Origin of the sequence: Pelagivirga sediminicola (genome assembly GCF_003072125.1) — a bacterium.
Classification (GTDB): domain Bacteria; phylum Pseudomonadota; class Alphaproteobacteria; order Rhodobacterales; family Rhodobacteraceae; genus Roseovarius; species Roseovarius sediminicola.
Genome location: NZ_QCYH01000001.1, coordinates 304,341 through 318,501, shown reverse-complemented (window position 1 = coordinate 318,501; position 14,161 = coordinate 304,341). Strand labels below are relative to the sequence as shown.

Here is a 14,161-nt window from a genome sequence, read left to right as displayed (position 1 = left end):
CGCAAAGGAACTAGAGTATGTCCGACAATATGGAAATCGACACCGCCGATCTTGAGCGGCGCATGGAAGGCGCGATCACGTCGCTGAGAACCGAATTCGCCTCGCTGCGCACGGGGCGGGCCAGCGCGTCGCTGCTGGAGCCGGTGATGGTGGACGCCTACGGCCAGATGACGCCGATCAACCAGGTCGGCACCGTCAACGTGCCCGAACCGCGGATGGTGACGATCAACGTCTGGGACAAGGGCCTGGTCAACAAGGTGGAGAAAGCCATTCGCAACAGCGGCTTGGGCATCAATCCTCAGATGAATGGCACGATCATCATGCTGCCCATCCCCGAGCTGAACGAGGAGCGGCGCCGCGATCTGACCAAGGTCGCCTCGCAATATGCCGAGCATGCCCGCGTCGCGATCCGCAACGTGCGCCGCGACGGCATGGACCAGATCAAGAAGGGCAAGAATGAAGGCATGTCCGAGGACGACCAGAAATTCTGGGAAACCGAGGTTCAGGATCTGACCAACCGCTTCATCACCCGCGTCGACGAGTCGCTGGAGACGAAGCAGGCCGAGATCATGCAGGTCTGACGGGGTGTTCGGGCGAAAGGGCAAAGACAGCGAAGAGGGCGCAGATGCTGCCCTTCCCGCACCGCAGGGCCCGCGCCATGTGGCCGTCATCATGGACGGCAATGGCCGCTGGGCGCAGGCGCGCGGGCGCCCGCGTCTCTTTGGCCACCATGCCGGCGCCAAACGCGTGCGCGAGATCGTCGATGCCTGTCCCGATCTTGGGGTCAAGTATCTGACGGTCTTTGCCTTTTCGACAGAGAACTGGAAACGCACCCAGACCGAGGTGGCCGGCCTGATGAGCCTTTTCCGCCGCTACATCGCCAAGGAGGCCCGCGCATTGCGGGACGAGGGCGTGCGCGTACGCTTCATCGGCGACCGGGTGCGCCTCGATGCCAAGCTGATCGCCCTCATGGACGAACTGGAGGGCATCACCGAAGGCAATGACCGCATTCACCTGACCATCGCACTGAACTATGGCAGCCGCGACGAGGTGAGCCGCGCGATCAAGCACCTGGCACAGGACGTCGCCTCGGGCAGTCTCAGCCCCGATGATGTGGATGAAGAAACGCTGACAAGATATTTGGATACAAAGGTTTTACCTGATCCTGACCTTGTGATCCGCACCTCGGGCGAGGCGCGGATTTCAAATTTCCTGCTGTGGCAATCGGCCTATGCGGAATACGAATTCGTCGATACCTTGTGGCCTGATTTCACGCGCGACATCTTTGCCGGAATCGTATCGGCATATTGCGGCCGCGATCGCCGCTATGGGGGAGCCAAGCCATGAGCCTGCCGCAGCGCTGGAGGGACCTGAACGCACGGATGATATCGGCCGCGGTGATGATCGTGGTCGGCATCGTGCTGCTCTGGGCGGGCGGGATGATCTTTGCCGCCGCGCTCTGGGTGATCGGCGGCGCGATGATATGGGAGCTGGCGCGCATGCTGGGCGGCCGGGTCTGGGCGCCGGGGATGGGCGCGGTCGCGGGCATCGCGCTGGCGGTGGCGTGGGCGCTTCCGCTCTGGCTGGCCTTGCCGGGGCTGGTCTGTGTCGCGGGCTTCGGCGCGTGGCAGTTGCCGACCCGGCGTGTCCTCTTCGGCGTGTATGGCGCAAGCATCCTTCTGGCGTGCCATACCGCCGGCCTGCTGCGCGTGGATGCGGGGCTGGCGTGGATCCTTTGGGTGATCTGCGTCGTCGTTGCCACTGATGTTGCAGGATATTTCGCAGGCCGCGCCCTTGGCGGGCCGAAATTCTGGCCCGCGATCAGCCCCAAGAAAACCTGGTCCGGCACCATCGCCGGATGGCTGGCCGCCGCGGTCATGGGGCTGGGGTTCGGGATTTATCTGGGGGTCGGCGCGCAGCTGATGCTGCTCTCCGTGCTGGTGTCGGTGACCGGGCAGGCGGGCGATATCGCGGAAAGCTGGATCAAGCGGCGCGCGGGGGTCAAGGACAGCTCGAACCTGATACCGGGCCATGGCGGCGTGCTGGACCGGTTCGATGCGATGCTGGGCGCGGTGCTTCTGGTCGGGGTGCTGTGGCTCTTCGGGATGCTGCCGGGGATCATATGAGGCGTGTCACCATTCTGGGCGCGACCGGGTCCATCGGGCAAAACACGCTGGACCTGATCCGCCGCGCGCCGGACGCATATCACGTGGTGGCCCTTACGGGGGGCCGCAACATCACGCAGCTGGCCGCCGATGCGCGCGAGATGCGCGCCGATCTGGCCGTCACCGCCCATGCGGAGCTGCTGGACGATCTGCGCGCGGCCCTGTCGGGCAGCGGGATTGCGGCGGCGGCGGGCGAGGCGGCGCTGATCGAGGCCGCGCAGCGCCCGGCCGACTGGATCATGTCGGCGATCGTCGGGGTGGCCGGGCTGGCGCCCGGAATGGCGGCGCTGGCGCAGGGCAGCACGCTGGCGCTGGCGAACAAGGAATCGCTGGTCACGGCCGGGCCGCTTCTGCTGGCCACCGCGGCGCGGCATGGCGCGCGCATCCTGCCGGTGGACAGCGAGCATTCCGCCATCTTCCAGGCGCTCATCGGCGAGGATCGCAGCGCGGTCGAGCGGGTCATCATCACCGCCTCGGGCGGCGCGTTCCGCGATCGACCGCTGGCCGATCTGGCGCATGTCAGCGTGCGCGAGGCGTCGACGCATCCCAATTGGGACATGGGCCAGCGCATCACTATCGACAGCGCGTCGATGTTCAACAAGGCGCTGGAAGTCATTGAGGCCAAGGAGTTCTTTGGCCTGCGGCCCGACCAGATCGAGGTGTTGGTCCATCCGCAAAGCACCGTTCACGCGCTGGTCGGGTTTTGCGACGGGGCGTTGATGGCGCATGTCGGCCCGCCTGACATGCGCCACGCCATCGGCTATGCGCTGAACTGGCCCGACAGATCGCATCTGCCGGTGGCGCGGCTGGATCTGGCCGCCATTGGCCGACTGGATTTCGCGGCGCCCGATCCTGCGCGCTATCCGGCGCTGGCGCTGGCGGGGCAGGTGATGCAGACGGGCGGACATGCCGGCGCCGTCTTCAACGCCGCCAAGGAGCGCGCGCTGGATCATTTCATCGCCGGGCGCATCGGTTTTTCGGACATGACGGCGCTGGTCGCGCGTGTTCTGAAGGGCGGTGTGCCTGATGCGGGGCCAGACATGGGCGCCCGCGACATCACGCTTGAAAGCGTGCGGCACTGGGACCACTTTACACGGCAACAGATGGATCGCCTGATCGCCGCCTGAGGGGCGACGGGGCGCCATGATCGGCAGAATAGGACATTTCTTGGATATTTTCGCGCTCATCCCGCAATTCGGCAGCGTCCTCGGGGTCATTGCCGCATTCGTCGTCGCACTATCGGTGATCGTCGCGGTCCACGAGTATGGCCACTACATCGTCGGGCGCTGGTGCGGCATCAAGGCCGAGGTTTTCTCGCTCGGGTTCGGTCCGGTGCTGTTTTCGCGCAAGGACCGGCACGGCACGCGCTGGCAACTGGCCGCGCTGCCGCTGGGCGGCTATGTCAAGTTTCTGGGCGATGCGGACCCCGCCAGCGGCAAGGACAGCGCCGCGATGGCCGCCACCCCGCCCGAACGCCTGCGCCACACGATGCACGGCGCGCCGCTCTGGGCACGCACGGCGACAGTCGCGGCGGGGCCGGTGTTCAACTTCATCCTGTCCATCGCGATCTTTGCGGGCGTGATGATGGTTCAGGGCAAGATGGCCGAGCCGCTGCAGGTCGGCGCGCTCAAGCCACTTCCGGCCGAGGGCGTGGCGCTGCAGCCGGGCGATACGGTGCTGGATATCGCGGGCACCCAGATGCCCGGCTATGACGAGCGCGGCGCCTTCGATGTCTTCACGACCGCGCTGCCGGACCAGCAGCTGATGGAATACCGCATTCTGCGCGGCGGGCAGGAAATGACCGTGCCGGGGCCGCATCCGCTCCCGCCGATCGTGACGCAGCTGGCGCCGCAATCGGCCGCGTATGGCGCCGGGATGGAGGCGGGCGATGTGATTACCGCCATCAATGGCATGCCCATTTCCTCTTTCACGCAACTGAAGGGCGCGGTGGAATCCTCAGGCGGGGCAACGTTGCGGCTGGATGTCTGGCGCGATGGCGGCCAGGAGCAGCTGAGTCTGACCCCGCGCCGCATGGACGAGCCGCAGGAAGGCGGCGGGTTCAGCACCCAGTGGCGCATCGGCATCGCCGGCGGCTGGGCGTTCGAGCCGGGCACGGAGCGGTTGGGCCCGCTGGCCGCCCTGACAGACGGCACGCGCCAGACCTATGCCGTGGCCGCCAGTTCGGTTTCGGGGCTCTATTACATGATCACCGGCGCGATCAGCAGCTGCAACATGTCCGGGCCCTTGGGCATCGCCCAGACCTCCGGCGCCATGGCCAGCCAGGGCGCCGAAAGCTTCATCTGGTTCATCGCCGTTCTGTCCACGGCCGTCGGCCTGCTGAACCTCTTTCCGATCCCGGTTCTGGATGGCGGGCACCTTGTGTTCTACGCCTACGAGGCGGTTTTCCGCAAACCGCCCAGCGACGCCGCGCTGAAGGTGTTGATGACCATCGGCCTGACGCTGATCCTCAGCCTGATGCTCTTTGCGCTCTTCAACGATATCTGGTGTCCGTGATTCGGAACCCACCGCGCTTTGCACCAGATGTTGCGGTATGGCCACGTGCCGAAAAAATCGACATGACCGGGGCCGGGGCCGAAATGCCCCGGTCCCGCCACATTTGGATCCCACATTGCGCCACAATCCAACGGCAGTTTGCGCCCCGGGCGCGCCCCGATGGTCGGGGAGGCGCGGGAATCGATGGAAACCGGAACAATGCAACATTTAACAGGCGGATATCGCGGAATGGTCCTGCTGATCGACGTCAACTGGGACCGCCTGCTTTTCCCCGGGGCGATCACGCTGGCGCTGTTTCTGGCCGCTTTCGTCGGATCGCTTTAAGCGCACGCGGCGCCGCGCCGATCCGCGCGGAGCCAGTGAAAATTCGCCTGATTGGCATTTTGACAAGACACCACAGACCCGTTACTGAACATGCATATTGGCTTGTCTGACTGGGTTGGAAACATGAATCATCCGATGTACCTGCGCGCGCTGCGCCTTTGCACTTCGCCGCACCAGTGGGCAAGGTCCGGGCTGATCGCCATCACGTTGATCTGCATCGCTTTTGTCGCCGCGCCGCGCGCGGCCGAGGCGCAGTCCTACCGCTTCGACAACGTCGCGATTTCGGGCAATCAGCGGATCGAGGCCGGAACGATCCTGACCTATGCGGGCATCGCGCGCGGCCAGACGGTGACGGCGGGCGAGCTGAACGATGCCTACCAGCGCATTCTGGGCAGCGGCCTGTTCGAGGAAGTGTCGATCAATCCGCGCGGAAATACGCTGGAAATCAGCGTGACGGAATATCCGACCATCTCCAAGATCGCCTTCGAGGGCAATTCCAAGATCAAGAACGAGGATCTGTCAGGTCTCATCGAAAGCGCGCCGCGGCAGGTGTTCAACCCCGCCAAGGCCGAGCGTGATGCGGCCGTCATCGTCGGCGCCTACAGCGAATCCGGCCGCAGCGCCGCGCGCGTCAATCCCAAGGTGATCCGCCGCAATGACAACCGCGTCGATCTGGTCTTCGAGATTTTCGAGGGCAAGAAGATCGAGGTACAGCGCGTCAGCTTTGTCGGAAACCGCGCCTTTTCGGATCGCCGCCTGCGCCGCGTTGTCGGCTCCAAGCAGGCGGGCCTGTTCCGGGCGCTGGTCAACCGCGACACGTTCGTCGAGGACCGCATCGAGTTCGACAAGCAGGTGCTGGCCGATTTCTACTCGGCGCGCGGCTATGTCGATTTCCGCGTCACCGGCGTCAATGCCGAGCTGGCCCGCGAGCGGGACACCTATTTCATCACCTTCAACATCCAGGAAGGTCAGCAGTTCAAGTTTGGCCGCATCACCACGGTCAGCGAGTTGAATAACGTTAACGCCGCGGAATATCAGGCCGCGCTGAATGTCCGCCCGGGCGAGATCTATTCGCCCGCCAAGGTCGAGAATTCGATCGCGCGGATGGAGCGTCTGGGCGTGCGCCAGGGCGTCGATTTCCTGCGCGTCGAGCCGCGCATCACCCGCAATGACCGCAACCTGACGCTGGATGTCGAATTCGCGCTGGTGCGCGGGCCGCGCATCTTTGTCGAGCGGATCGACATCGAGGGCAACACCACCACGCTGGACCGCGTGATCCGCCGCCAGTTCGACACCGTCGAGGGCGACCCGTTCAACCCGCGCGAAATCCGCGAGAGCGCCGAGCGTATCCGCGCGCTGGACTTCTTCGAGACCGCCGAGGTCGAAGCGCGCGAGGGATCGCGCCCCGACCAGGTGGTCGTCGACGTGGATGTCGAAGAGAAAAGCACCGGCTCGCTGTCCTTCGGCGCGTCCTACTCGACCAGTGCCGGCATCGGCTTTGCCATCGGGTTCTCCGAGCGCAACTTCCTCGGCCGGGGCCAGAAGCTATCGGCACAGATTGCCGCCAGCGCGGACCGTGCGAACTATAGCATCAGCTTTGTCGAACCTTCATTCCTCAGCCGTGACGTGGCGTTCGGGCTGGACTTCGCGCTGGTCGAGACGACCGATGATTTCGCGCTCTATGACACCACCATCGGTACGTTCCGGCCCAGCCTGACCTTCCCGGTCAGCGAAAACGGCCGCCTGCGCCTGCAATATATCGCGGGTTACAAGGACATGCGCAACTATACCGGCTCCAGCGGAATCCTGGCGCAAGAGGTGGCGCGCGGCGGCGATTTCGAGAGCGGTGCGGGATACAATTACACCTACGATACACGCCGCACGGGCCTGAACCCCAATGCCGGTGTGCTGCTGTCCTTCGGGCAGGATTTCTATGGGCTGGGCGGCGACCGGGAGTATATCCAGACCTCCGCGCGTGCCATCGCCCAGACCCGTGTCCTGAACGAGGAAGTGACGCTGCGTGCAACGCTGGAGGCCGGTGCGCTCAACTATCTGGGCAGCGATGACAGCCGCGCGGTTGACCGCTATTCCGGCCAGATCATCCGCGGATTCGAGCCGAACGGGATCGGCCCGACCGAAACCAACGGCGGCACCGTCGAGCAGCTGGGCGGCAACTATTTCGCCGCACTCAAGCTGGACGCCGAATTCCCGCTGGGCCTGCCCGAGGAATACGGGATCACCGGCGGCGCGTTTCTGGACATCGGCAGCATCTGGGATGTCGACACTGCGGGCGCCACCGGCACGCTGGCCTCGACCGGGTTCAAGCCGCGCGCGGCGGCCGGTGTCTCGGTCATCTGGCAGTCACCCTTCGGCCCGTTGCGGTTCAACTTCTCGCAGGATCTCGAAAAGCAGCCGGGTGACAAGACGCAATCCTTTGACGTGTCCATCGCCTCGACCTTCTGATGCGGCGGATGTCGGCGAAACGGATATGGGCCAGCGCATTGATCGGTGCGCTGGCCGTTTCCTTCATTGGACCTGCAGGCGCGCGCGCGCAGGCGCAGGATATCGGCACGATCCAGAGCGAGATCCTGACACTGGACCCGGATCGTCTTTTTGCCGGCACGCAGGTGGGCAAGCGCCTGACCCGGCAATACGAGGCCGAGCGCGACCGCCTGATCGCCAACAACCGCGAGTTGGAAGCAGACCTGCGGGCCGAGGAACAGGCGCTCACCGACGCGCGCAAGACCATGACGCCCAAGGAGTTCCGGGAAAAGGCCGACGCGTTCGACAACAAGGTCCGCTCGATCCGGCAGGAAAACGAGCGCGCGGCCCGCGATCTGGAACGCGGCCGCGAGATTGCGCCACTGACGCTGATGCGCATGGCCGAGCCGATCCTGGTGGAACTGATGCGCGACACCAATGGAAAGATCATCCTGGACAACCGGCAGGTCCTGCTGCGCTCTGATACGGTCGATATCACCGACCTTGCCATCGAGCGGGTCGATGCGGCCATCGGCGACGGCTCGGGCGAGGAGGACGCGCCGACTGCTCCGGCGGAGCAGCAGGATGCACCCGGTGCCGGGGACGCGCCGGATGACGCGCCAGCGGACCCCGCAGACTGACGCGGCCGCCTTGCTCCGCGTCTGGCAAGTTGCTAAGGATTTTGGCGAATTGGCAGAGGCCCTCCGGCAACTGCCTGCACATGGCGCCGGACCGGCGCGTGAAAGGACATAGATGACCCAGCCGCTGCAGACTGCCGATATCCACATGATCCAGCGGCTGATCCCGCATCGCTACCCGTTCCTTCTGATCGACCGGGTGCGCGATATCGACGGCTATCAATCCGCGGTCGGCATCAAGAACGTCACCATGAACGAGCCGCATTTCCAGGGCCATTTCCCGGGCAAGCCCATCATGCCCGGCGTCACCATCGTCGAGGCGATGGCCCAGACGGCCGCGGTCATGGTCGGCACGGCGCTGCAGATGCAGGACCAGAACATGCTGGTCTATTTCATGGCGATCGAAAAGGCCAAGTTCCGGCGCATGGTTGTGCCCGGCGACGTGCTGGAGATGCATCTGACCACCGTGCGCGGCAAGCCGGGCGGCAAGGTCTGGAAATTCGCGGGCATCGCCAGCGTCGGCGGCGAGATGGCGTGCGAGGCGGAATTCACCGCGATGATGGATCTGGGCGGGACCAAGGCCGAATGAGCGCGCCCGGTATTCACCCCAGCGCCATCGTCGAAGACGGCGCCCAGATCGGCGCTGGCTGCGTGATCGGCCCGTTCTGTCATGTCGGCCCCGATGTGCGGCTGGGCGAGGGCGTCACGCTGAAAAGCCACGTGGTGGTCACGGGCGATACCATCATCGGGCAGGGCAGCACGATTTTCTCCTTCGCCTGCATCGGAGAAATTCCGCAGGATCTGAAATTTCAGGGCGAAAAGACGCGGCTTGAAATTGGCGCGCGGGCGCGCATCCGCGAGCATGTGACGATCAACACCGGCACCGCGGGCGGCGGCGGGCTGACGCGGGTCGGCGACGATTGCCTGCTGATGGCGGGCTGTCATGTGGCGCATGACGTGCAGGTCGGCAACCGCGTCATCGTGGTGAACAACGCCGCGCTGGCGGGGCATTGCGTGGTCGAGGATGAGGTGATCATCGGCGGCCTGTCCGGGGTGCATCAATTCGTGCGGATCGGGCAGGGCGCCATCATCGGCGCGGTGACGATGGTGACGAATGACGTCATCCCCTATGGTCTGGTGCAGGCGCCGCGCGGCGTTCTGGACGGACTGAACCTGGTCGGGCTCAAGCGGCGCGGCGTGGGCCGGGCCGATATCACGGCGCTGCGCGCGGCGTTCCAGATGCTGGCGCAGGGCGAGGGCACCTTTCAGGAGCGCGCGCGCCGGATGGGCGGCGAGACGGACAGCGCATATGTCGCGCGCATCGTGGAATTCGTCACCGGCGCCAGCGACCGGTCGTTCCTGACGCCGGGACAGGGGTAGCGCATGACGGGACGTCTGGCGATCCTGGCCTGCGGCGGCGCGTTGCCGGTCATGCTGGCGCGCGCGCACCCCGATGCGCTGCATTTCACGCTGCGCGGCGTTCCCAGCGAATTGGCCGCGACCGCGCAGGATTTCCCGCTGGAGCGGATTGGCGCGCTGTTCGCCGCGATGAAAGAGGCGGGCGTGAGCCGCATGGTGTTCGCCGGCACGCTGGTGCGCCCGGCGCTGAATCCGGCCGAATTCGACGCCGAGATGATGCGGCTGGCACCCGGCCTTATGGCCGCGATTCCGCAAGGCGACGACGCATTGCTGCGGTTCGTCATCTCGATGTTCGAAGAGCAGGGTTTCGAGGTGCTCGGCGCGCATGAGTTGCTGCCCGGTCTCACCGCCGAGGCGGGGTTGGCGGCCGGTCCCGCGCCGTCCGAAGCCGAGCTGGCCGATGCGGCGCGGGGGGTGCATATCCTCCGGGAAATTTCCCCGCTCGATATCGGGCAGGGCTGCGTCGTGGCGGGCGGGCAGTGCCTCGGGATCGAGACGGTGCAGGGCACCGATGCGCTGCTGAGCTATGTGGCGGCAGCACCAGCTGCATTGCGGCGCGGCCAGCGCGGCGTCTACGTCAAGGCGCCGAAGCTGGGTCAGGATCTGCGCATCGACATGCCCACGGTGGGGCCCAGGACCGTGGCCGCCGTGGCCGATGCCGGGCTCGCCGGTCTGATCGTGGCCGAGGGCAAGGTTGTGCTGATGCAGCGCGAGGAGGCTCTGGCGCTGGCCGCAGAATGCGGAGTTTTTCTGCTATCTCAGGTGTTTGAATGAAGGTCTTCATCCTCGCCGGCGAGGCGTCCGGGGATCGTCTGGGCGCCGCGTTGATGGATGGCCTCAAGCGATTGGCGCAGGTCGAATTTCATGGGATCGGCGGCCCGCTCATGCAGGCGGAGGGGCTGCAGAGCCTTTTTCCCATGGACGAGCTCAGCGTCATGGGCATCACCGAGGTGCTGCCGAAATACCGCCATCTCAAGCGCCGCATCCGCCAGACTGCCGAGGCGGTTCTGGCCGAGAGGCCCGATGTTCTGATCACCATCGACAGCCCTGATTTTTCGCTCCGCGTGGCCGCGTTGGTCAAGGCGGCCGGCGATATCCGCACCGTGCATTACGTGGCGCCGTCGGTCTGGGCGTGGCGCGCGGGCCGTGCTGCCAGGATGGCGAAGGTCATCGACCATGTGCTGGCCCTGCTGCCGTTCGAGCCGCCCTATATGCAGGCGGCGGGGATGGAATGCGATTTCGTCGGCCATCCCGTCGTGGCCGAGCCGCAGGCCAGCGACGCCCAAATCGCGGAGTTTCGCGCCCGCCATGACTTGGGCGATGCGCCGATCCTTCTGGTGCTTCCCGGCTCCCGCAAGGGGGAGGTCGCGCGGCTGGGCCCGATTTTCGGCGCCGCGCTGGGGCCGGTCCTGGCGCGTCATCCGGATCTGCGGCTGGTCGTGCCGACGACCGCGCATGTCGCGCCGCTGTTGCGCGAGGTGGTCAAGGGTTGGCCTGCGCCGCCGGTGATCATTGATCCATCGGACATGAAGAGTGACGCTTACAAGATTGAAAAGATGTGTGCATTTGGCGTGGCCACCGGTGCGCTGGCCGCGTCCGGCACCGTGTCGCTCGAATTGGCGGCCAGCGAAACGCCGATGGTCATCACCTATGATGTCAGCTGGATCAGTCGGCAGATCATTGCCGCACTGCTGAAGATCGACACCCTCACGCTGGTCAATCTGGTAAGCGAAACGCGCGCCGTTCCCGAGTGCAACGGCAAGGAGTGCACGCCGCCCCAGATTGCCGCCGCCCTGCTGAAAATGCTGGACGCACCCGGCGCGCAGCATGAAGCGATGGAGCTGACAATGCAGCGCCTCGGCAAGGGCGGCGATGCGCCGGGGCTGCGCGCGGCGCGGGCGGTTCTGAAGGGGCTCGGCCGCTAAAGGCGAAACCGCCTTAGGCGCGGATCAGTCGCCGCGCCAGATCCAGCCGCCGCCCAGGATGCGGCTGCCACCCGTTTCGTAGAAAACGCAGGCCTGGCCGGGCGCGACGCCTTCCTCGGGCGCGTGCAACTCGACTTCGGCGGTGATGGGCGACAGGGGCCGGATCACCGCCTCGCGCGGGGCGCGGGTGGAGCGGACCTTGACCGACACGTGCCGCTCGGCCACTGCGTCAAAGGCATCGTCGCCCAGCCAGTTGATCTCGCGCACGGGCACGATGGCGGTGCTGAGCATCGCCTTGGGGCCAACGATCACCTGCCGCGCCTCCACGTCCAGCTTGACGACATAAAGCGGCGTCTCCAGCCCGCCGATCCCAAGGCCGCGCCGCTGGCCGACCGTATAATGCAGCACGCCCTCATGCTGGCCCAGAACGCGGCCCTCGTGATCGACGATATCGCCCGGCTCGGCCGCACCGGGGCGCAGCTTTTCGATGACCGAGGCATAATTGCCGTTGGGCACAAAGCAGATGTCCTGACTGTCGGGCTTGTCCGCCACGCTCAGCCCGTATTTCGCGGCCAGCGCGCGCGTCGCATCCTTGGACGGCAGATGGCCCAGCGGGAAACGCAGATAGTCCAGCTGCTCCGCCGTGGTGGAGAACAGGAAATAGGACTGATCGCGATTTGCATCCGCGGCCGAGTGCAATTCGGGCCCGCGCGCGCCCACCTTGCGCTGGATGTAGTGGCCCGTCGCCATGCAATCGGCATCCAGATCGCGGGCGGTGCCCAGCAGATCCTTGAATTTCACCCGCTCGTTGCAGCGGATGCAGGGCACGGGCGTCGCGCCGGCAAGGTAGCTGTCTGCGAATTCGTCGATCACCGCCTCCTTGAAGACGTTCTCATAGTCCAGCACGTAATGGGGGAATCCCATCTCTTCGGCCACGCGGCGCGCGTCGTGGATATCCAGCCCGGCGCAGCACGCGCCCTTTTTCGCCAGCGCCGCGCCGTGATCGTATAGCTGAAGGGTGACGCCGACCACGTCATAGCCTTCCTCGGCCAGTTGCGCGGCCACGACCGAGCTGTCGACCCCGCCCGACATGGCGACGACAACGCGCGTCTCCGCCTCCGGCTTGGCAAAGCCGAGCGAGTTGATCGGGTGAGCGGTATCGCGGGCCATGAGCATGCATCCCTTCGGCTGGTGTCTGCGTGCGATATAAGAGCCCGCAGCGCAGAACGCAAAACGGTTTGCCTCATTTGGCGAAAAAGCCGCGCACCGGAGGCCTTCGGCGGCACGACGGGCGGGCGCAATATGTCGCGACCCTGCCGAATCCCGGTGCGATGGCGACCGCTTTTAGGCAAATGCGCGGTATTTCGTGGGGTGTGATTTCAGGGGCCGTTAAGGGCGCCCGCGTCATTCTGGGCTTCGGTATCACGAGGATCAGGACGATGTATTTGAAGAAAATTGGCGGCGTGCGCGCCGTGACGCTGCCTGACGGGCAAATAATGACGCAGGCCGATTTGCCGCCCGCCGACACCATGCGCTGGGTGGCATCGCGCAAGCTGGCGGTGGTGCGCGGGGTGCTCTACGGCCTTGTAACACAGGCCGAAGCCTGCGCGCGCTATCAGCTGAGTGATGAAGAGTTTGCCGAGTGGGTGCGCGCGGTTTCCCTGCATGGCGAGGACGCATTGAAGGCGACGGCCGTGAAAATGTATAGACAACCTTAAGTTGAATTCTCTAAATGTTCACCTACGGTAACTTGTGGTTAACCAATATTGGCCAAAGTCGATCCGAACAGGTTTTCTAGCGGAGAAAAGTGAATGCGCGTCCTTTTGGTGGAAGATGATCCAACCACGTCGAGAAGCATCGAACTGATGCTGACCCATGCCAATCTCAACGTCTACACGACGGAACTGGGCGAGGAGGGGATCGATCTGGCGAAGCTTTATGACTATGACCTGATCCTTCTGGATCTGGGTCTGCCGGACATGAATGGCCATGACGTGCTGCGCCAGTTGCGGCTTGCGCGTATCGACACGCCCATCCTGATCCTGTCGGGCGCTGACGATACCGAAAGCAAGATCAAGGGTTTCGGCTTTGGTGCGGATGATTACCTGACGAAGCCCTTCCATCGCGAGGAACTGGTCGCGCGAATTCACGCGATCATCCGCCGCTCGAAGGGGCATTCGCAATCGGTGATCCGCACGGGGCTGATCAACGTCAACCTTGATGCCAAGACGGTGGATGTCGGCGGCAAGACGGTGCATCTGACCGGCAAGGAATACCAGATGCTGGAACTGCTGAGCCTGCGCAAGGGAACGACGCTGACGAAAGAGATGTTCCTTAACCATCTTTATGGCGGCATGGACGAGCCCGAGTTGAAGATCATCGATGTGTTTATCTGCAAACTGCGCAAGAAGCTGAGCGAGGCGACGGGCGGTGCGAGCTATATCGAGACGGTCTGGGGGCGCGGATATGTGCTGCGCGATCCCGAGCCGGTCGAGAATGACGAGATGGAGCAGCAGCGCAAGCTGGCGATCGGCGCCTGATCCCCTGCGAAAACCTGATGAGGGCCAAGGCCGCGCCGCACCAGCGGGCGCGGCCTTGGCTTGTCGCGCAGGGCGGTGCGGCTGCGGTGCGGTATCCAATCGCGGGCTCTGGACGTCAGCCGGGCCGCGCCCTATCACAGATACCGGGGCGGGCC

15 protein-coding genes are annotated in these 14,161 nt (G+C 65.0%); 14 read left to right on the top strand and 1 reads right to left on the bottom strand.

The genetic code is table 11. The features are described from left to right. The first annotated feature begins 17 nt into the window (after positions 1–17). From frr to lpxB, 12 genes are all read left to right on the top strand, one after another. Complete coding sequence (gene frr, locus DC366_RS01490; protein WP_108690406.1) at positions 18–581, top strand: ribosome recycling factor; 564 nt, start codon at positions 18–20, stop codon at positions 579–581. A 79-nt stretch (positions 582–660) separates the two neighbouring features. Continuing rightward, complete coding sequence (gene uppS / locus DC366_RS01485) at positions 661–1,347, top strand: polyprenyl diphosphate synthase (protein WP_279305748.1); 687 nt, start codon at positions 661–663, stop codon at positions 1,345–1,347. Further along, entirely contained in the window at positions 1,344–2,126 is a 783-nt protein-coding gene (locus DC366_RS01480; RefSeq protein ID WP_108690405.1) for a phosphatidate cytidylyltransferase, read from the top strand. Before uppS ends, DC366_RS01480 begins: the two co-directional genes overlap by 4 nt. Next, positions 2,123–3,292, top strand: coding sequence for a 1-deoxy-D-xylulose-5-phosphate reductoisomerase (gene dxr, locus DC366_RS01475; RefSeq protein WP_108690404.1), 1,170 nt, complete (start codon positions 2,123–2,125; stop codon positions 3,290–3,292). The genes DC366_RS01480 and dxr overlap by 4 nt, the downstream gene beginning before the upstream one ends. 40 nt (positions 3,293–3,332) lie before the next feature. Continuing rightward, entirely contained in the window at positions 3,333–4,679 is a 1,347-nt protein-coding gene (rseP, locus tag DC366_RS01470; RefSeq protein WP_108690403.1) for an RIP metalloprotease RseP, read from the top strand. A 198-nt stretch (positions 4,680–4,877) separates the two neighbouring features. Further along, entirely contained in the window at positions 4,878–5,003 is a 126-nt protein-coding gene (locus DC366_RS20435) for a hypothetical protein (protein WP_279305747.1), read from the top strand. A 123-nt stretch (positions 5,004–5,126) separates the two neighbouring features. Beyond that, positions 5,127–7,466 carry an outer membrane protein assembly factor BamA gene (bamA, locus tag DC366_RS01465; RefSeq protein ID WP_243405000.1) on the top strand — a complete coding sequence of 780 codons (2,340 nt, stop codon included), beginning with the start codon at positions 5,127–5,129 and terminating at the stop codon, positions 7,464–7,466. Between the two features lie 8 nt (positions 7,467–7,474). Next, on the top strand, positions 7,475–8,125 hold the full coding sequence (locus tag DC366_RS01460; protein WP_165802823.1) for an OmpH/Skp family outer membrane protein: 651 nt from the start codon (positions 7,475–7,477) through the stop codon (positions 8,123–8,125). Between the two features lie 112 nt (positions 8,126–8,237). Then, entirely contained in the window at positions 8,238–8,711 is a 474-nt protein-coding gene (fabZ, locus tag DC366_RS01455) for a 3-hydroxyacyl-ACP dehydratase FabZ (RefSeq protein WP_108690401.1), read from the top strand. Continuing rightward, a complete protein-coding gene (lpxA, locus tag DC366_RS01450; protein WP_108690400.1) occupies positions 8,708–9,502 on the top strand; it encodes an acyl-ACP--UDP-N-acetylglucosamine O-acyltransferase in 795 nt (264 codons plus the stop codon). The genes fabZ and lpxA overlap by 4 nt, the downstream gene beginning before the upstream one ends. A 3-nt stretch (positions 9,503–9,505) precedes the next feature. Further along, a complete protein-coding gene (locus DC366_RS01445) occupies positions 9,506–10,315 on the top strand; it encodes an LpxI family protein (protein ID WP_108690399.1) in 810 nt (269 codons plus the stop codon). Beyond that, positions 10,312–11,466: a lipid-A-disaccharide synthase gene (lpxB, locus tag DC366_RS01440; protein ID WP_108690398.1), complete on the top strand. Its 1,155-nt coding sequence runs from the start codon at positions 10,312–10,314 to the stop codon at positions 11,464–11,466. The genes DC366_RS01445 and lpxB overlap by 4 nt, the downstream gene beginning before the upstream one ends. Before the next feature lie 24 nt (positions 11,467–11,490). On the opposite strand, the gene mnmA is transcribed toward lpxB, so the two are convergent. Continuing rightward, positions 11,491–12,636, bottom strand: a complete 1,146-nt coding sequence (gene mnmA, locus DC366_RS01435; protein ID WP_108690397.1) for a tRNA 2-thiouridine(34) synthase MnmA — start codon at positions 12,634–12,636, stop codon at positions 11,491–11,493. A gap of 269 nt (positions 12,637–12,905) precedes the next feature. On the opposite strand from mnmA, the gene sciP reads away from it, so the two are divergent. Together sciP and ctrA are read left to right on the top strand one after the other, a co-directional pair. Then, positions 12,906–13,184, top strand: coding sequence for a CtrA inhibitor SciP (sciP, locus tag DC366_RS01430; protein WP_108690803.1), 279 nt, complete (start codon positions 12,906–12,908; stop codon positions 13,182–13,184). Between the two features lie 93 nt (positions 13,185–13,277). Beyond that, on the top strand, positions 13,278–14,006 hold the full coding sequence (gene ctrA, locus DC366_RS01425) for a response regulator transcription factor CtrA (protein WP_108690396.1): 729 nt from the start codon (positions 13,278–13,280) through the stop codon (positions 14,004–14,006). Positions 14,007–14,161 lie beyond the last annotated feature (155 nt).